This window comes from Ferribacterium limneticum, from assembly GCF_020510585.1.
Classification (GTDB): Bacteria; Pseudomonadota; Gammaproteobacteria; order Burkholderiales; family Rhodocyclaceae; genus Azonexus.
The window spans coordinates 4,042,128-4,058,004 of sequence record NZ_CP075190.1 but is presented as its reverse complement, the minus strand read 5'-3'; the positions used below and the strand labels follow the sequence as shown (position 1 = coordinate 4,058,004).

Sequence of the window (15,877 nt, the reverse complement as noted above, 5' to 3'; positions counted from 1 at the left end):
CGGATAATCCGGCCATGACCTCGCGCCTTCCCGTATCGCCGCCGGAGCATTCGCCGAGCTGGCACGCCGAGTTGCATCTTGGCTTCGCCCGCCATGGCGAACGCACGGTGTTGCGCGAAAACCGGCATCGGGGGCCGCTACGTGTGCAGAAAGCGCTGTATCCGGAGGGCGATGCGGTCTGTCAGGCCATTGTGCTGCATCCGCCATCAGGCATTGCCGGCGGTGATCATCTGGCGATTTCAGTCGAGATTGATGCTGGCGCCCACGCGCAACTGACGACGCCGGGGGCGGGCAAGTGGTACCGCAGTGGCGGCGCCGAGGCTTCGCAGTGCATAAGCTTCAAGGTGGCCGCCGGCGCCACGCTGGAATGGCTGCCGCAGGAAACCATCATCTTCGACGGCGCCCGGGCGCGAATGGAAACCCGTGTTTCATTGGCCGCCGACAGCCGCTATATCGGCTGGGACATCCTGTGCCTTGGTCGCGCGGCGGCTGGCGAGCGTTTTGAAAATGGTCGTTTTGACCTGTTTTTTCGGGTTGACCGTAGCAATCAACCGATCTGGCTTGAACGCGGCGGTTTCAACGGCAACGACGCGATGTTGAGCAGCCCGGCCGGCTGGGCTGGCGCCACGGTGTGCGGCACCTTGCTGTGCGCTTTTCCCGAATTGCCGCAGCAGTCAGCGGCCCTGCTCGAAGCCTGCCGCAAGATCGCTCCCGCCGATGGCGCCAATCATGGCCTGAGCGCCTTGCCCGGCATGCTCGTCGCCCGCTACCTCGGCGACAGCGGCGAAGCCGCCCGATTGTGGTTCGCCGACCTGTGGGCCATCCTGCGCCCGGCCTGCTGCGGTCGACCGGCAGTTACCCCCCGAATCTGGAATACCTGAGGAGTCTTCATGGAACTGACACCCCGCGAGAAAGACAAGCTGCTGATCTTCACCGCCGGCCTGCTCGCCGAACGGCGCATGGCCAAGGGCCTGAAGCTCAACTACCCGGAAGCCGTGGCGCTGATCACCTGCGCCATCATGGAAGGCGCCCGCGAAGGCAAGACCGTTGCCGAGCTGATGCACGCCGGCACGCAGGTCCTGAGCCGCGCCGAGGTGATGGACGGCATCGCCGAGCTGATTCCTGAGATTCAGGTCGAAGCCACTTTTCCGGACGGCACCAAGCTGGTCACCGTGCATAACCCGATTGTTTGAGGAGCTGACATGATCCCCGGAGAACTCCTCGCCGAACCCGGCGAACTCGAACTCAACGCCGGCCGGCCGACCATCACGCTGGTCGTTGCCAACACCGGCGACCGGCCAATCCAGGTCGGCTCGCATTATCACTTTTATGAAACCAACGCCGGCCTGAGCTTTGACCGCGAAGCTGCCCGTGGCTTCCGCCTCGACATCGCCGCCGGCACCGCCGTGCGCTTCGAGCCTGGGCAGACGCGCACCGTGCAACTGGTGGCGCTAGCCGGTGGCCGCAAGGTCTATGGTTTCCGTGGCCTGATACAGGGGGCGCTATGAGCACGAAAATTACCCGCCAGGCCTATGCCGAAATGTTCGGGCCGACGACCGGCGACCGCCTGCGCCTGGCCGACACCGAACTGATCATTGAGGTTGAGAAGGACCACACGATCTACGGTGAAGAAGTGAAATTTGGCGGTGGCAAGGTCATCCGTGACGGCATGGGACAGAGCCAACTTGTTTCGGCGGAAACCGTCGATACCGTCATCACCAACGCGCTGATCGTCGACGCCGTGACCGGCATCATCAAGGCTGACATCGGCCTCAAGGAGGGCCGCATCGCCGCCATTGGCAAGGCCGGCAACCCGGATATCCAGCCCGGCGTGAGCATCGTCATCGGCCCCGGCACTGAGGTTATCGCCGGCGAAGGCATGATCGTCACGGCCGGCGGCATCGACAGCCACATCCATTTCATCTGCCCGCAGCAGATTGACGAGGCGCTCTACTCGGGCGTCACGACCATGATCGGCGGCGGCACCGGCCCGGCGACCGGCACCTTCGCCACCACCTGCACGCCGGGTCCGTGGCACATCCACCGCATGCTCGAAGCCGCCGACGCTTTCCCGATGAACCTCGGCTTCCTCGGCAAGGGCAACGCCAGCCTGCCGGAAGCCCTGCGCGAGCAGGTTGAGGCCGGCGCCATGGGGCTCAAGCTGCACGAAGACTGGGGCACCACGCCAGCCGCCATCGACTGCTGCCTGACCGTCGCCGACGAGATGGACGTGCAGGTCGCCATCCACTCCGACACGCTCAACGAATCGGGCTTCGTCGAAGCGACGCTGGGCGCCTTCAAGGGCCGCACCATCCATACCTTCCACACCGAAGGCGCCGGCGGCGGCCACGCCCCGGACATCATCAAGGCGGCCGGGCTGCCCAACGTCCTGCCCAGCTCGACCAACCCGACCATGCCGTATACGGTCAATACCATCGACGAGCATCTCGACATGCTGATGGTTTGCCACCACCTCGACCCGAGCATCGCCGAGGACATCGCCTTTGCCGAAAGCCGCATCCGCCGCGAAACCATCGCCGCCGAAGACATCCTGCACGACCTCGGCGCCTTCTCGATGATGTCTTCCGACTCGCAGGCCATGGGCCGCGTCGGCGAAGTCATCATCCGCACCTGGCAGACAGCACACAAGATGAAGCTGCAGCGCGGCGCGCTCCCCGAAGACAACGCCCGCAATGACAACTTCCGCGTCAAGCGCTACATCGCCAAATACACCATCAACCCGGCGCTGACCCACGGCATCGCGCATACTGTCGGCTCAATCGAAGTCGGCAAGCTGGCTGATCTGGTGCTGTGGAAACCGGCCTTCTTCGGCGTCAAGCCGAGCCTGATCCTGAAAGGCGGCATGATCGCCGCCGCCGCCATGGGCGACCCCAACGCCTCGATCCCGACGCCGCAACCGGTGCATTACCGGCCGATGTTCGGCAGCTTCGGCAAGGCGCTGAAGACCTCGGTGACCTTCGTTTCGCAGGCGGCGCTCAAGAACCCGGCCGTCGCCGCGCTCGGACTGAGCAAACCGCTGATCGCCGTCTCTGGCACGCGCACGCTCAAAAAATCGGACATGGTGCACAACGGCGCCACGCCGGAAATCACCGTCGATCCCGAAACTTATGTCGTCAAGGCCGACGGCGTGCATCTGGTCTGCGAGCCGGCGACTGAACTGCCGCTGGCCCAACGCTACTTCCTGTTCTGACATGCTGATTCTCAACCAACGTACCCAACAGCCCGCCACCGACTCGGTCGCCCTCGCCTACGACGAACGCAAGCGCAGCCGCCTCAAGGTGACGCTCGCTTCCGGCGCCGAAGCCGGCATCTTTCTCGAACGCGGCGACCATCTGCAGGGCGGCGACAAATTGCTGGCCGAGGAGGGCAGTACCGTCGTCGAAATCCTCGCCGCCCCGGAAAAGCTCATTGAGGCCGTCGCCGACAGCCCGCAGCTCTTTGCCCGCGCCGCCTACCACCTCGGCAACCGCCACGTTCCGGTGCAGATTCTGCCGACCGAAAACGGCGGCAAGCTGCGCTTCCAGACCGACCACGTGCTGGCCGACATGGTGCGCGGTTTGGGCTGTACGGTCAGCGAAACCGAAGCTCCGTTTCAGCCGGAATCCGGCGCCTATGGTTCGCACGGGGGCCACCACCATCATGATGACAATGAGCCGGCCCCCGACCTGCACAACCCAGGTCACGGCCCGCATCGCTCAGTGCCTAAAATCCACCAATTCAAGCCGCGCTAAACGGGGAATTTGTCGACATGCCCTACGTCAACGTTCAAATCACCAAGGGTGCCACCCGGGCACAAAAGGCAGAAATCGTTCGTGATATCACCGACTCGCTGGCCCGTGTGCTGGGCAAGAAGCCGGAGCACACGCACATCGTTATCCAGGAAATCGACGACGAGAATTGGGGCTTCGCCGGGCTGCTCACTGACGACTGGAAAAAGCAGCAAGCGACCGGATGAATCCAGCTTCGTCAATGCTCCAACTCGCCCGCCTGCTGCAACTGGCCAGCCCGGCCCTGCCGGTCGGCGCCTACACCTATTCGCAGGGGCTGGAGTGGGCGGTCGAGTTCGGCATCATCCGCGACGAGGCGGGGGCGGGGCGCTGGATCGCTGACCTGCTGCACCATGGCATCGGCAGTTACGAGGCGCCACTGGTCGTTGCCTTGATGGCAGCCTGGTCGGCCGACGACATGGCCGAGATCGACTGCCTCAACGCCGAATTCCTGGCCAGCCGGGAATCGGCCGAACTGCGCGCCGAAACGGCCCAGATGGGTTTCTCGATGCGTCGCCTGCTGCGCGATCTGCGCGACGATTCGCTAAGCAGCGTGATGACCACGGTCGAAGCTCTGCCCGAAGTGGCGTTTCCGACGGTCTGGGCCGGCATCGCGGCCGCCTGGCAGATCGACCCGGAAGCCGCGCTCACCGCCTACCTCTGGTCATGGGCCGAAAACCAGGTGATGGCTGCTCTCAAGGCAGTGCCGCTCGGCCAGGCAGCCGGACAACGCCTGCTGGCCGATCTCGGCCGGCAAATCCCGGATGTCACGGTCAACCGGAAAAATTGGCCAAAATCGAAATGGTCCAATTTCACCCCGGCCTTTGCTATCGCCTGCGCCCGCCACGAAACCCAATATTCACGTCTCTTCAGATCGTAAAATCATGAGCAAACAAGCCTTACGCGTTGGCATCGGCGGCCCCGTCGGTTCCGGCAAAACCGCCCTGACCCTCGCCCTGTGCCAGGCCCTGCGCGAGCAGATCGACATGGCAGTCGTCACCAACGACATCTATACCGCCGAGGACGCCAAGTTCCTGGTCAATCACTCGGCGCTGGCACCCGAGCGCATCATTGGCGTCGAGACCGGCGGCTGCCCGCATACAGCCATTCGTGAGGATGCCTCGATCAATCTCGAGGCCATCGATCGCCTGCAACGCGCCTTTCCCGATGTCGAGCTGATCCTCGTCGAATCGGGTGGTGACAACCTCGCGGCGACCTTTTCGCCTGAACTTTCCGACCTGACGCTCTACGTCATCGACGTCGCCGCTGGCGAGAAAATCCCGCGTAAGGGCGGGCCGGGTATCACCAAGTCAGACCTGTTGATCATCAACAAGATCGACCTCGCCCCGATGGTCGGTGCCTCGCTCGAGGTCATGGCGCACGACGCGAAGGTTCAGCGCGGCGAGCGGCCCTTTGTTTTCTCCAACCTGAAGACCGGCGAAGGTCTGGACAAGATCATCGCCTTCATCCGCGAACGCGGGATGCTTTAAGCGCCCGAATTTACGCCGAGGCGAAAGCGGCAATGGCGCCAACCTCGGCGCCCTGAACTTCGAGCACCTTGCGCCGTGAGGTCTGGCCGCTTTTCAGGTTGACCGCCGACTTCGGCAGTTTCAGCGTTTCGGCGATGAACTTGACCAGCGCCTCGTTGGCCTTGCCGTCGACCGGCGGCGCGGCGAGGCGGATTTTCAGCGCGTCGCCGTGCAGCCCGGCAAATTCGGTCTTCTTGGCGCCGGGCTGGATGTGCAGGGTCAGTGTGATACGGCCGTCGGCGGCCAGCCGGAACCAGTCGCTCACAGGAACATCAGCACCGCTTGCAGGAGCAGGATGGCGACGAGCGGCGACAGGTCGATGCCGGAAATGCTCGGAATGAAGCGGCGGATCGGGTCGAGCAGCGGCCGGGTCAGCTGGTGGGCCGGGGCCGACAGCGGCGAGTAGGGATTGACCCACGACAGCACGGCCTGCAGGATCAAGGCGCCGATCATAATGTAAACGGAGAGGCGCAGCAGGCCGCGCACGGCGATCCAGAGAATCGTCAGCACCAGACCGGCGCCATCAACTTCACCGAAGCTGACGGAGGCGCCGACGATGATGCCGGTGAACAGCAGTTGCAACGCCAACGCAGCAACCAGGCTGGCCCAGTCGAAACCGCCGGCGCCGGGGATGACGCGGCGCAGCGGTTTGACCGCCCAGTTGGTCAGTTTGATGACGAAATCGCCGATCTGTCCGCCAAACGAAACGCGCAGTGCCTGCATCATGAAACGCAGCAGAAATAGCGTGCAAAAGAAGCTGACGACGGCGTCGAGCAGGAAAACGATGGCTTGCATCAATCGGCTCCGAGAATCTTGCCAAGTTCCTGACCGCGCGCCGCAGCGGCCATGCAGCCGGCGACGATGCCTTCCTTGACGCCGCGTTCGGCCATGACGTTGAGGGCGGCGGCAGTTGTGCCGCCCTTCGAGGTGACGCGTTCGCGCAGGATCGACGCCGGTTCGGTGGACTGGGCAGCCAGCGCGGCGGCACCCTGCACCGTTTCGATGGCCAGCAGGCGACCCTGTTCCGGCGTAAAGCCGAGGTCGGCGGCGGCCTGTTGCAGTGCTTCGATGAACAGAAATACGTAGGCCGGGCCGCTACCGGAAATGGCAGTCACGCCGTCGATCTTGGCCTCGTCCTCGATCCATACCGTAGTACCGACGGCGCGCAGCACGCGATCTGCCGCCGCGCGCTGGTCAGCGCTCACTTCCGGCAGGGCGCACAGCCCGGTGATGCCGGCGCCGATCAGGGCTGGCGTGTTGGGCATGCAGCGGACGATCTGGCGATGGCCACCGAGCCAGCGCGACAGGGCCGTCATGTCGAGCCCGGCAGCGATGCTGATGACCACAGCCTGGCCCAGCTTGCCGACGAGCGGCGCGACGGCCTCCTTCATCTGCTGCGGTTTGACGGCGAGCACGAGGATGTCCGGCGCGGCAGGCGCGCTGGCGGCACTTTCATGGCAGGTGACCGCGTACGACGCGGCCAGCTTGGTGCGCGCTTCGGCGCCCGGATCAATGACATCGATATCGCTGGCCGCGAAGCCCTGCTTGAGCATGCCGCCGATCAGCGCATTGGCCATGTTGCCGCCACCCAGGAAAACAATCTTCATCTGTAATTTCTCTCACCAAAAATGGCCGTGCCGATGCGGACGATGGTCGCGCCCTCGGCCACGGCTGCTTCAAGATCGTGGGACATGCCCATGGACAGGGTGTCGAGCGGTATGCCGGCCGCCCGGATATGGTCGTAAATTTCCCATACATGGTGGAACTGCGCGCGTTGGGCGGCGAGGTCGTCGGTTGGCTCGGGGATGGCCATCAGGCCGCGTAGCTGGAGGCCGGGCAGGGCCGCAACGGCTTGGCACAAGGCCTGCGCTTCATCCGGCGCGCAACCGCTCTTGCTGGCTTCGCCGGAAACGTTTACCTGAATGCAGACCTGCAAGGGCGGCAGGTTCGCCGGGCGCTGGACCGACAACCGTTCGGCAATTTTCAGGCGTTCGATCGAGTGCACCCAGTCGAAGTGCTCGGCGACGGCACGCGACTTGTTGCTCTGCAGCGGGCCGATGAAATGCCATTCCAGATTGCGCCCGGCAGTTGCCGCAACCTTGTCAATACCTTCCTGCACGTAGTTCTCGCCGAAGGCACGCTGGCCGGCATCGGCAGCCTCAAGCACGCTGGCCAGCGGCCAGGTTTTGCTGACCGCCAGCAGGCGTATGCTTTCCGGTGAACGGCCGGCAAGCACCGCGGCATCGCTGATACGGGCCTGGACAGCTTGCAGGTTGTCGGCGATTGCGCTCATAATCCATTGGGAATTAACAACAAACCAAGTATACACGCGCTCCGAGGACGATCCGCATGGACATCACCGAACTGCTGGCTTTCAGCGTCAAGAACAAGGCCTCCGACCTGCACCTGTCCTCCGGCCTGCCGCCGATGATCCGCGTGCATGGCGATGTCAGGCGCATCAACCTGCCGGCCATGGAACACAAGGACGTTCATGGCATGGTGTATGACATCATGAACGACGGCCAGCGCAAGATTTATGAAGAGACGCTGGAATGTGACTTTTCCTTTGAAATCCCCAATCTGGCGCGTTTCCGGGTCAATGCCTTCAATCAGCATCGCGGCGCTGGTGCCGTCTTCCGGACCATTCCGTCCAAGGTCCTGACGCTCGAAGAGCTCAACTGCCCGAAGATTTTCAAGGAAATTTCCGAGTATCCGCGCGGCATCGTTTTGTGTACGGGGCCGACCGGTTCCGGCAAATCGACGACGCTGGCGGCGATGGTCAATCACGTCAATGAAAACGATTACGGCCACATCCTGACCGTCGAGGATCCGATCGAATTCGTCCATGAATCGAAAAAGTGCCTGATCAATCAGCGCGAAGTCGGGCCGCATACTCTGTCCTTCGCCAACGCCCTGCGTTCAGCCCTGCGCGAAGACCCGGACGTCATCCTGGTCGGCGAAATGCGTGACCTGGAAACCATTCGCCTGGCGCTGACTGCGGCTGAAACCGGCCACCTGGTGTTCGGCACCCTGCACACCTCGTCGGCTGCCAAGACGGTGGACCGCGTAGTGGACGTCTTCCCGGCGGCGGAAAAGGAAATGGTCCGCTCCATGCTCTCCGAATCGCTGCGCGCAGTCATCTCGCAGACGCTGCTCAAGACCAAGGACGGTACGGGCCGCGTTGCTGCACACGAAATCATGATCGGCACGCCGGCTATCCGCAACCTGATCCGCGAAAACAAGATCGCTCAGATGTATTCAGCGATCCAGACCGGCCAGAATTTCGGCATGCAGACACTGGACCAGAACCTGATCGATCTGGTGCGGCGCAATGTTGTTTCAAGTGCCGAGGCGCGCTTCCGTGCCGCCAACAAGGATGCCTTCCCGGCTTGATCGGGCGGCCAACAGAATAAACGAGGGGAAAGTATGGAACGCGATCAGGCAATGAAATTCATGCACGATCTTTTGCGTCTGATGTCGCAAAAGAAAGGCTCCGACCTCTTCATCACCGCCGGCTTTCCGCCAGCCATCAAGATTGACGGCAAGATTACGCCGGTCTCGAATCAGATTCTGACACCGCAGCACACGGCCGAACTGGCGCGTTCGATCATGAACGACCGCCAGGCTTCGGAGTTTGAAGCGACGAAGGAATGCAACTTCGCCATTTCGCCGGCCGGCATCGGCCGTTTCCGGGTCAATGCGCTGGTTCAGCAGGGTCGTGTCGGTGTCGTCTGCCGGACGATCAACATGAGCATCCCGACCCTAGACGAACTGCTCTTGCCTCCCGTGCTCAAGGATCTGGCGATGACCAAGCGCGGCCTGATCATCTTCGTCGGCGGCACCGGTACCGGCAAGACGACGTCGCTGGCAGCGCTGGTCGATTACCGCAACGAGAATTCCTACGGTCACATCATCACCATCGAAGACCCGATCGAGTATGTGCACGAGCACAAGAACTGCATCGTCACCCAGCGTGAAGTCGGCGTTGATACCGATGACTGGGGTCCGGCGCTCAAGAACACGCTGCGTCAGGCGCCGGACGTCATCCTGATGGGCGAAATCCGCGACCGCAACACCATGGACTACGCCATCGCCTTCGCTGAAACCGGCCACCTGGCCTTGGCTACGCTGCACGCCAACAGCGCCAACCAGGCCATCGACCGGATCATCAACTTCTTCCCGGAAGAGCGTCGTCAGCAATTGCTCATGGACCTCTCGCTGAACCTGCGCGCCTTGGTTTCGCAGCGCCTGATTCCGAAAAAAGATGGTCGTGGGCGGATGGCGGCGATCGAGGTCATGCTCAACTCGCCGCTCATTTCCGATCTGATCTTCAAGGGCGAGGTGCACGAGATCAAGGAAATCATGAAGAAATCCCGCGAGCTCGGCATGCAGACTTTCGACCAGGCGCTGTTCGACCTCTACGAAGCCGGCAAGATTACTTACGAAGATGCGCTGCGCAACGCCGACTCGCTCAACGACCTGCGCCTGCAGATCAAGCTGCATGGCAAGGAGTCGAAGGACCGCGATCTGTCGACCGGGATCGGTCACCTCGACATCGTCTGATCCAAAGGAGCTTCTCATGCCTGCCTTGAAACATTCCGTTTTTGCGATTTTTTTCGGGTTGACCGTGGGATTCGCCCAGGCCGGGGCGCTCGATGCCATTTCCAGCGGCGACGCCAGCGCCGGCGTCAAGGAGGCGCTGGCCAAGGGGGCTGATTACGCTGTCGCGTCCCTCGGCAAGAATGGCGGCTTCCTCGGCAACGACAAGGTCAAGATCAAGCTGCCCGGCTATCTGGAAAAGGCCGATTCGGCCCTGCGCATGTTCGGCCTGGGCAAGCAGGCTGACCAACTGGTCGAAACGATGAATCACGCGGCTGAAAATGCCGTGGCCGAAGCCAAGCCCATCCTGACCGAATCGATCAGGAAGATGAGCATCAAGGACGCCAAGGACATTCTGACCGGCGGCGAGGACAGCGTGACGCAGTATTTCAAGCGGACCTCGACCGATCAGCTGACCGCCAAGTTCAAGCCCATCGTCAAGAAGGAAACCACCAAGCTCAAGCTGGCCGACCAGTACAACAAGTTTGCCGGCAAGGCAGCGAGCGCCGGTCTGGTCGATAAACAGAATGCCGACGTCGACAGCTACGTGACGCAGAAGGCCATGGACGGCCTGTTCCTGATGATCGCCGAAGAGGAAAAGAAGTTGCGCGCCAACCCGATGGGCGCCGGCAGCGATCTGCTGAAAAACGTCTTTGGCGCGCTGAATTAAAGCTATCGGCTTTAAATGCCGTAATTGGGGGCAAGGAGCCCCCAATGAAACTCACCCGTTTGTCGAGCACCACGCAACGCGCCACTCGTGAATCGAGCGAGCGGGTGCGTCCGGTCGACAACGAACAGATTCGGCGGGTCGAAGTCATGGAAGGCATCGAAGGCGATCGCCAGCGCACGCTGCAACAGGAGATCGCCGAAGTTGACCCCGGCGCCGTCGGCGACTTTCACGGTCAGGAACGCGTGCTGCAAGGGGCGCGCGACGTCGCGGCGCAGCTGCTGGAGATGGATGTCGGTACCGACAGCCTGATCAAGCCCGGTGTGCCGCTGGACCGCCTGATCGGCATCGACGACTCAGTTTGAAGCGGCTTCCACGGTCAACCGGGTTTACTTCGTGAAACGTAAAAATGGCCGATTTTCAGCATTGAGTCGGTAGGTTAGAATCAAGGCAACCTATCCAGCGCGCCCCGCCTCGTCGGGGCGCCGTCATTTGCAGAGTCATGTCCGGCCTCAATCAACCGCAACGCGAAGCGATCCACTACCTCGACGGCCCCCTGCTGGTGCTGGCGGGTGCCGGATCGGGCAAAACGCGGGTGATCACGCAGAAAATCGCCTATCTGGTGCAGAGTTGCGGCTTCAACCCGCGCAATATTGCCGCCATCACCTTCACCAACAAGGCGGCGAAGGAAATGCAGGAGCGCATCGGCAAGCTGCTCTCCAAGCAACAAGCCGACGAGTTGCAGATTTCAACCTTCCACTCGCTGGGCGTCCGCATCCTGCGCGAGGAGGCCAAGGCGCTCGGCTACAAGCCGCGTTTCTCGATTTTCGATTCGGCTGACTGCGCAGGCATCATCAGCGAAACGGCCGGTACCGTCGACAAGGCGACGCTGCGCATCGTCCAATCCACCATTTCCAACTGGAAGAATGGGCTGATCACCCCAGAAGCGGCGCGCCATCTGGCTACCGACGAACATCAAAAGCTGGCCGCCCACGCCTACCTGTCCTATGAAGCGACGCTCAAGGCCTATCAGGCGGTTGATTTCGACGATTTGATTGGCTTGCCGGTCAAACTGTTCAGCGAGCATCCGGAAATCGCCGACAAGTGGCAGAACCGCCTGCGCTACCTGCTGGTCGATGAATACCAGGACACCAACGCCTGTCAGTACCAGCTACTCAAACTGCTGACCGGCGTTCGCGCCCAATTCACGGCGGTGGGCGATGACGATCAGGCGATCTACGGCTGGCGTGGCGCCGATATCGAGAATCTCAAGAAACTGCCGACCGAGTTTCCCGCCCTCAAGGTCATCAAACTTGAGCAAAATTACCGGTCGACCGTAAGAATCCTCAAGGCCGCCAACAACGTCATCTCGCACAACGAAAAACTGTTCGACAAGAAGCTGTGGTCCGATCTTGGCTACGGCGAACAGATTTCCGTTACGGCCTGCCGCGACAACGATGCCGAGGCCGAAGGCGTGGTCATGAAACTGCAGGCGCACAAGTTCGAGCATCGCGCCAAATTCAAGGATTACGCCATCCTCTACCGCTCCAACCACCAGGCGCGGATTTTCGAGGAATACCTGCGCGACCACCGCATTCCCTACCTGCTTTCCGGCGGCAAATCCTTCTTCGACAAGGCCGAAATCAAGGACATCACCGCCTACCTGCGCTTGTTGACCAACGAAGACGACGATCCGGCCTTCATTCGCGCCGCCACGACGCCCAAGCGCGGCATCGGTGCGGCGACGCTACAGGTGCTCGGCATCTATGCCGGCGAGCGCCACGTCTCGCTCTTCCAGGCCGCCTTTGAAGAAGGCTTCGCGCACCGAGTCCAGCCCCGTCAGCTCGACCCCCTGCTCGAATTCTGCAACTTCATCAACCGCACCCAGTCACGGGCCAGCAAAGAGCCGGCGCATCAGGTCCTGCCCGACCTGCTCAAGGCCATCGATTACGAAACCTTTCTCTACGACCACGAAGAGGAGCGCACGGCGCAGACACGCTGGGCCAACGTCTGCGAATTTGCCAACTGGCTCAACAAGAAGGGCGAACAGGACGGCAAAACGCTGGTTGATCTGACCCAGAGCATCGCGCTGATCAACATGCTCGACAAGAAAAACGACGACGAATACGACGCGGTGCAACTGTCGACGCTGCATGCCGCCAAGGGGCTGGAGTACAAGAATGTCTTCCTGGTCGGCGTCGAGGAAGGCATCCTGCCGCACCGTGAATCGGTCGATCCGGCCAAGCTCGAGGAAGAACGCCGCCTGATGTACGTTGGCATCACCCGCGCCCAGCACACCCTGAATATCTCTTACTGCGAACGCCGCAAGCAGGCCCGCGAATTCGTGCCCTGCGAGCCATCGCGCTTCATCGACGAAATGGGCAAGGAAGATGTCCGTTTTACCGGCGGCAAACAGGATATCCCGCCTGACAAGGCCACCGGTAGTGCCCGGCTCGATGCCATGAAGGCCATGCTGGCCGGAAACAAGCGCTAACCGCTTGGTAACACTGCGTTACAACGGGTTACGCTGCTCATGACATCCGGGCAGTAACCAGTCGCGTTATTCGGCACAAGGCAGCGCAATTTTGCAAAGCCGGATCAAAAACCGAATTAACAACACTGGAGAATCAAAAATGACCAAACAACTCGTCGCCATCATCCTTGCCACCGCTTTTGGTGTTGCCCACGCCGCTGACGTCAAGCCGGCCGCCGCTGAAGTGAAGGCTGCTGCCCCGGTTGCCGCCACCGTCAAGGCTGAAGCCCCGAAGGGCGCCGAAGCAGTCAAGGCGCCGGAAGCCAAGCCGGCTGTCGCCGCCCCGGAAATGAAGAAGGACGAAGCACCGGCTGCCGCCAAGCCCGCTGCCAAGGTCAAGAAAGCGAAGAAAGTTGCGAAGCCGGCTGAGGCCGCCGCACCTGCTGTCGTACCGGAAGCCGCAAAGGCCGCCGAACCGGCCAAGAAGTAAGGAATCCGCAGGACGTCAGTCGCAGCCCTCCAAAAGCTGCACTGGCCGGGGCGCTCACGAGGCGCCCTTTTTTACGTCAACGAAAAAGGGAGGCCGCAGCCTCCCTCGATGTGAGCGGCGAAGCTTACTTCGCCTTGCTCATCACGTATGCGACAACACCCTTGATCTCGTCGTCGGACAGCGTCGTGCCGCCCTTTGGCGGCATGGCGTTCTTGCCGTTGGTCACGCTCTTGATCAGGGCATCCTTGCCCTGGGCCAGACGCGGTGCCCAGGCACCCTTGTCATCAATCTTCGGAGCGCCGGCCGCGCCGGTGTTGTGGCAGGCGCCGCAAACCGTGTTGTAAATCGTTGCGCCATCACGGGGACCGCTGGCGGCAGGCGCTTCGGCCTTGGCCAGTTCAAACCTGGCAACCGGCTGAATGCGAATATCAGCTTCGTCGGCAGCGTTGCCGGTGTTCGCCTTGGAACTGCCCTTGTTGGCGGTCAGCGGGTAAATGACAGCGATCAGAAGGGCGGCGACGATGATCGTTGCCCACATGATGCTCTTGGAAGAATGTTGCTCGGCCATGCTCAAAACCCCAGTGCATTGTTTAAAAAATGCCATTATAACGGCGTGGGGCGGCGGCTGAGCAAAAAAAACCCCGCCAGCGGCGGGGTTGAAATTCTCGAAAGGGGGAGTTTCGAGAGGAGGGGTTCAATGCACAACTGCAGTCTAGGTTCCCGCGCTCTCAAAGTCTGTCGTTCTTTCGTAGCCTTCTGTAACAAAATGTGGCTGTATTAAATTTGTGCGATGCACAAAGTAGGCGAACGGGCATAAAAAAGGCACGGAAATGCCTTTCGGGCGTCCCGTGCCGATGGCCTTTGGCCGCTCTTTCGGCTGCTCAGCTTTCGATGCGGCAGATCTGGACGGCGCTTTTCGGAACCTGATAGTCCGTTGCCAGCTGGTGCATGGCGATGTCTTCAATCGCTTCGCCTTCGCTCACGACGAAATGGCGGGCGCCCGAGTAGTCCTGCGGGATGCCGGCGCGGTCCTGAGTGATGCGGTAATGGATCTTGACGTTCATGGCTGTTCTCGATTTATGGACAATTATTGTTTCTGCCAGTCGAGTATAGCCCCAATATGTTGCGGCGCAATATCGGTTTACCACAGGTTTTTGCGCGCCTGTCGGGCTCAGCTTTTCGCCAGGTCGGCTAGGGTGTTGAAATTGCCGAAGGCTTCGCTCTGGTCGGAAAAATCGACTTCGACGGCGCCCATGTCGGCACACCATGCGGCAACCTTGCGTCCTCCGCCCTCGAGATAGGCTTGCAGCTGTCCGAGAAGCGAGCTTCGGCACAGGCAGAAAACCGGGTGCAGACGGCCGCCGGCACTGGCGATGGCCAGATTTGCGTTGGCGCTCTGCAGCGCGCGGTGCAGACGATTGACCAGATCGAGCGGCAGCCTGGGCGAATCGCAGGGCGCTGTAAGTACCAGGGTCGTTTGGGCAGCAGCGAGGGCGGCATGCAGGCCGGCGAGCGGCCCGGCAAAGCCGGTGATATGGTCGGCCAGCACCGGGTAGCCGAAAGACGCGTATTCCGCTTCGCTCCGGTTGGCATTGATCAACAGATGGTCGACCTGTGGGGCCAGGCGTTTGGCGACGTGCCAGACCAGTGCCTTGCCGTCATAGAGCTGCAATCCCTTGTCGACGCCCCCCATCCGTGTTCCCCGTCCGCCAGCCAGGATGACGCCGGTAATCATGTCTTCGGGGTGTCTGGAGGCAGGGGTGGGCATTCGTCGTTGGTCACATGCTAGGATGGGGCATTATGTCCGAACTGGAAAAACTTGCCGAAGGTCTTGGCCGCCTGCTCATCGAGCGCGGCGAATGGCTGGCCGCTGCCGAGTCCTGCACCGGCGGCTGGCTTGCTCAGTCGGTGACGGCGATTGCCGGCAGCTCGACATGGTTCGACCGTGGTTTCGTGACTTATTCCAATGCCGCGAAGGTCGACATGCTGGGCGTTCCCGAAAGTATGCTGGAGCGTCATGGCGCGGTTTCCGAAGCGGTGGCGAGAGCGATGGCTCAAGGCGTTCTGACGCATAGCCGGGCTGACTGGTCGGTGGCGATTACCGGCATAGCCGGGCCGGGTGGCGGTTCGCCGGAAAAGCCGGTGGGCACGGTGTGTTTTGCCTGGGCCCGCAAGGATGGGGGATGCGAGGCGCAGAGCTGCCTGTTCAGCGGTGATCGGGCGGCGGTTCGCGAGCAATCGGTGCGTTATGCGCTCAATGGCTTGATTGACCGAGTGGGAGCGGCTGTCTGTAGCGCTTGAGGCGGTCGGGGTTTTCCGGGAAACTCGGAA

General features: G+C 61.7%; 22 protein-coding genes. 15 read left to right on the top strand and 7 right to left on the bottom strand.

Annotation, left to right across the window (positions count from 1 at the left end; genetic code table 11):
• The first annotated feature begins 14 nt into the window (after window positions 1-14).
• From KI613_RS19395 to ureG, 8 genes are read left to right on the top strand one after another with little or no spacing between them, the layout of a single operon-like run.
• The gene (locus tag KI613_RS19395; RefSeq protein ID WP_226402575.1) at window positions 15-881 is read left to right on the top strand and encodes an urease accessory protein UreD; all 867 of its coding nucleotides are present in this window, start codon (window positions 15-17) and stop codon (window positions 879-881) included.
• A gap of 9 nt (window positions 882-890) precedes the next feature.
• Window positions 891-1,193 (top strand): urease subunit gamma, encoded by a 303-nt coding sequence (gene ureA / locus KI613_RS19390; RefSeq protein WP_226402573.1) that lies wholly within the window; start codon window positions 891-893, stop codon window positions 1,191-1,193.
• A 9-nt stretch (window positions 1,194-1,202) separates the two neighbouring features.
• Complete coding sequence (locus KI613_RS19385) at window positions 1,203-1,508, top strand: urease subunit beta (RefSeq protein WP_226402571.1); 306 nt, start codon at window positions 1,203-1,205, stop codon at window positions 1,506-1,508.
• Window positions 1,505-3,211, top strand: coding sequence for an urease subunit alpha (gene ureC, locus KI613_RS19380; RefSeq protein WP_226402569.1), 1,707 nt, complete (start codon window positions 1,505-1,507; stop codon window positions 3,209-3,211). The genes KI613_RS19385 and ureC overlap by 4 nt, the downstream gene beginning before the upstream one ends.
• Before the next feature lies 1 nt (window position 3,212).
• On the top strand, window positions 3,213-3,752 hold the full coding sequence (ureE, locus tag KI613_RS19375) for an urease accessory protein UreE (protein WP_226402567.1): 540 nt from the start codon (window positions 3,213-3,215) through the stop codon (window positions 3,750-3,752).
• Window positions 3,753-3,769: 17 nt separating this feature from the next.
• Window positions 3,770-3,976, top strand: coding sequence for a tautomerase family protein (locus tag KI613_RS19370; protein WP_226402565.1), 207 nt, complete (start codon window positions 3,770-3,772; stop codon window positions 3,974-3,976).
• A 14-nt stretch (window positions 3,977-3,990) separates the two neighbouring features.
• Window positions 3,991-4,668 (top strand): urease accessory protein UreF, encoded by a 678-nt coding sequence (locus KI613_RS19365; protein ID WP_226402563.1) that lies wholly within the window; start codon window positions 3,991-3,993, stop codon window positions 4,666-4,668.
• 4 nt (window positions 4,669-4,672) lie between these two features.
• Entirely contained in the window at window positions 4,673-5,278 is a 606-nt protein-coding gene (ureG, locus tag KI613_RS19360) for an urease accessory protein UreG (protein ID WP_226402561.1), read from the top strand.
• A gap of 10 nt (window positions 5,279-5,288) precedes the next feature.
• Here the strand turns inward: ureG and KI613_RS19355 are convergent, their stop codons facing one another.
• From KI613_RS19355 to KI613_RS19340, 4 genes are read right to left on the bottom strand one after another with little or no spacing between them, the layout of a single operon-like run.
• Window positions 5,289-5,582: a DUF167 domain-containing protein gene (locus tag KI613_RS19355; RefSeq protein ID WP_226402559.1), complete on the bottom strand. Its 294-nt coding sequence runs from the start codon at window positions 5,580-5,582 to the stop codon at window positions 5,289-5,291.
• Entirely contained in the window at window positions 5,579-6,112 is a 534-nt protein-coding gene (locus KI613_RS19350; protein ID WP_226402557.1) for a YggT family protein, read from the bottom strand. The genes KI613_RS19355 and KI613_RS19350 overlap by 4 nt, the downstream gene beginning before the upstream one ends.
• Window positions 6,112-6,924, bottom strand: a complete 813-nt coding sequence (proC, locus tag KI613_RS19345) for a pyrroline-5-carboxylate reductase (RefSeq protein WP_226402555.1) — start codon at window positions 6,922-6,924, stop codon at window positions 6,112-6,114. The genes KI613_RS19350 and proC overlap by 1 nt, the downstream gene beginning before the upstream one ends.
• Window positions 6,921-7,610, bottom strand: a complete 690-nt coding sequence (locus KI613_RS19340) for a YggS family pyridoxal phosphate-dependent enzyme (protein ID WP_226402553.1) — start codon at window positions 7,608-7,610, stop codon at window positions 6,921-6,923. The genes proC and KI613_RS19340 overlap by 4 nt, the downstream gene beginning before the upstream one ends.
• A gap of 56 nt (window positions 7,611-7,666) precedes the next feature.
• On the opposite strand from KI613_RS19340, the gene KI613_RS19335 reads away from it, so the two are divergent.
• The 6 genes from KI613_RS19335 (at window position 7,667) to KI613_RS19310 (ending at window position 13,546) form a co-directional block, all read left to right on the top strand.
• Entirely contained in the window at window positions 7,667-8,710 is a 1,044-nt protein-coding gene (locus KI613_RS19335) for a type IV pilus twitching motility protein PilT (RefSeq protein WP_226402551.1), read from the top strand.
• A 33-nt stretch (window positions 8,711-8,743) separates the two neighbouring features.
• On the top strand, window positions 8,744-9,880 hold the full coding sequence (locus KI613_RS19330) for a PilT/PilU family type 4a pilus ATPase (protein ID WP_310491598.1): 1,137 nt from the start codon (window positions 8,744-8,746) through the stop codon (window positions 9,878-9,880).
• Between the two features lie 16 nt (window positions 9,881-9,896).
• Window positions 9,897-10,586: a DUF4197 domain-containing protein gene (locus tag KI613_RS19325; protein WP_226402549.1), complete on the top strand. Its 690-nt coding sequence runs from the start codon at window positions 9,897-9,899 to the stop codon at window positions 10,584-10,586.
• 44 nt (window positions 10,587-10,630) lie between these two features.
• The gene (locus KI613_RS19320) at window positions 10,631-10,948 is read left to right on the top strand and encodes a hypothetical protein (RefSeq protein ID WP_226402547.1); all 318 of its coding nucleotides are present in this window, start codon (window positions 10,631-10,633) and stop codon (window positions 10,946-10,948) included.
• Window positions 10,949-11,085: 137 nt separating this feature from the next.
• Window positions 11,086-13,077, top strand: coding sequence for a UvrD-helicase domain-containing protein (locus KI613_RS19315; RefSeq protein WP_226402545.1), 1,992 nt, complete (start codon window positions 11,086-11,088; stop codon window positions 13,075-13,077).
• Window positions 13,078-13,216: 139 nt separating this feature from the next.
• Window positions 13,217-13,546, top strand: a complete 330-nt coding sequence (locus KI613_RS19310) for a hypothetical protein (protein ID WP_226402543.1) — start codon at window positions 13,217-13,219, stop codon at window positions 13,544-13,546.
• Window positions 13,547-13,670: 124 nt separating this feature from the next.
• Here KI613_RS19310 and KI613_RS19305 read toward each other — a convergent pair whose 3' ends face one another.
• From KI613_RS19305 to mobA, 3 genes are all read right to left on the bottom strand, one after another.
• On the bottom strand, window positions 13,671-14,114 hold the full coding sequence (locus KI613_RS19305; protein WP_226402541.1) for a c-type cytochrome: 444 nt from the start codon (window positions 14,112-14,114) through the stop codon (window positions 13,671-13,673).
• 313 nt (window positions 14,115-14,427) lie between these two features.
• On the bottom strand, window positions 14,428-14,610 hold the full coding sequence (locus tag KI613_RS19300; RefSeq protein WP_226402539.1) for a hypothetical protein: 183 nt from the start codon (window positions 14,608-14,610) through the stop codon (window positions 14,428-14,430).
• Between the two features lie 107 nt (window positions 14,611-14,717).
• Window positions 14,718-15,314, bottom strand: coding sequence for a molybdenum cofactor guanylyltransferase MobA (gene mobA, locus KI613_RS19295; RefSeq protein WP_226402537.1), 597 nt, complete (start codon window positions 15,312-15,314; stop codon window positions 14,718-14,720).
• Window positions 15,315-15,346: 32 nt separating this feature from the next.
• On the opposite strand from mobA, the gene pncC reads away from it, so the two are divergent.
• The gene (pncC, locus tag KI613_RS19290; RefSeq protein WP_226402535.1) at window positions 15,347-15,847 is read left to right on the top strand and encodes a nicotinamide-nucleotide amidase; all 501 of its coding nucleotides are present in this window, start codon (window positions 15,347-15,349) and stop codon (window positions 15,845-15,847) included.
• Window positions 15,848-15,877: the final 30 nt, after the last annotated feature.

What these genes read in the sequence shown, in the direction of transcription:
- KI613_RS19395 (WP_226402575.1), top strand. Translation starts at nt 15, where the DNA reads ATGACCTCGCGCCTTCCCGTATCGCCGCCGGAGCATTCGCCGAGCTGG.
- ureA (WP_226402573.1), top strand. Translation starts at nt 891, where the DNA reads ATGGAACTGACACCCCGCGAGAAAGACAAGCTGCTGATCTTCACCGCC.
- KI613_RS19385 (WP_226402571.1), top strand. Translation starts at nt 1,203, where the DNA reads ATGATCCCCGGAGAACTCCTCGCCGAACCCGGCGAACTCGAACTCAAC.
- ureC (WP_226402569.1), top strand. Translation starts at nt 1,505, where the DNA reads ATGAGCACGAAAATTACCCGCCAGGCCTATGCCGAAATGTTCGGGCCG.
- ureE (WP_226402567.1), top strand. Translation starts at nt 3,213, where the DNA reads ATGCTGATTCTCAACCAACGTACCCAACAGCCCGCCACCGACTCGGTC.
- KI613_RS19370 (WP_226402565.1), top strand. Translation starts at nt 3,770, where the DNA reads ATGCCCTACGTCAACGTTCAAATCACCAAGGGTGCCACCCGGGCACAA.
- KI613_RS19365 (WP_226402563.1), top strand. Translation starts at nt 3,991, where the DNA reads ATGCTCCAACTCGCCCGCCTGCTGCAACTGGCCAGCCCGGCCCTGCCG.
- ureG (WP_226402561.1), top strand. Translation starts at nt 4,673, where the DNA reads ATGAGCAAACAAGCCTTACGCGTTGGCATCGGCGGCCCCGTCGGTTCC.
- KI613_RS19350 (WP_226402557.1), bottom strand. Translation starts at nt 6,112, where the DNA reads ATGCAAGCCATCGTTTTCCTGCTCGACGCCGTCGTCAGCTTCTTTTGC.
- proC (WP_226402555.1), bottom strand. Translation starts at nt 6,924, where the DNA reads ATGAAGATTGTTTTCCTGGGTGGCGGCAACATGGCCAATGCGCTGATC.
- KI613_RS19340 (WP_226402553.1), bottom strand. Translation starts at nt 7,610, where the DNA reads ATGAGCGCAATCGCCGACAACCTGCAAGCTGTCCAGGCCCGTATCAGC.
- KI613_RS19335 (WP_226402551.1), top strand. Translation starts at nt 7,667, where the DNA reads ATGGACATCACCGAACTGCTGGCTTTCAGCGTCAAGAACAAGGCCTCC.
- KI613_RS19330 (WP_310491598.1), top strand. Translation starts at nt 8,744, where the DNA reads ATGGAACGCGATCAGGCAATGAAATTCATGCACGATCTTTTGCGTCTG.
- KI613_RS19325 (WP_226402549.1), top strand. Translation starts at nt 9,897, where the DNA reads ATGCCTGCCTTGAAACATTCCGTTTTTGCGATTTTTTTCGGGTTGACC.
- KI613_RS19320 (WP_226402547.1), top strand. Translation starts at nt 10,631, where the DNA reads ATGAAACTCACCCGTTTGTCGAGCACCACGCAACGCGCCACTCGTGAA.
- KI613_RS19315 (WP_226402545.1), top strand. Translation starts at nt 11,086, where the DNA reads ATGTCCGGCCTCAATCAACCGCAACGCGAAGCGATCCACTACCTCGAC.
- KI613_RS19310 (WP_226402543.1), top strand. Translation starts at nt 13,217, where the DNA reads ATGACCAAACAACTCGTCGCCATCATCCTTGCCACCGCTTTTGGTGTT.
- KI613_RS19305 (WP_226402541.1), bottom strand. Translation starts at nt 14,114, where the DNA reads ATGGCCGAGCAACATTCTTCCAAGAGCATCATGTGGGCAACGATCATC.
- KI613_RS19300 (WP_226402539.1), bottom strand. Translation starts at nt 14,610, where the DNA reads ATGAACGTCAAGATCCATTACCGCATCACTCAGGACCGCGCCGGCATC.
- mobA (WP_226402537.1), bottom strand. Translation starts at nt 15,314, where the DNA reads ATGCCCACCCCTGCCTCCAGACACCCCGAAGACATGATTACCGGCGTC.
- pncC (WP_226402535.1), top strand. Translation starts at nt 15,347, where the DNA reads ATGTCCGAACTGGAAAAACTTGCCGAAGGTCTTGGCCGCCTGCTCATC.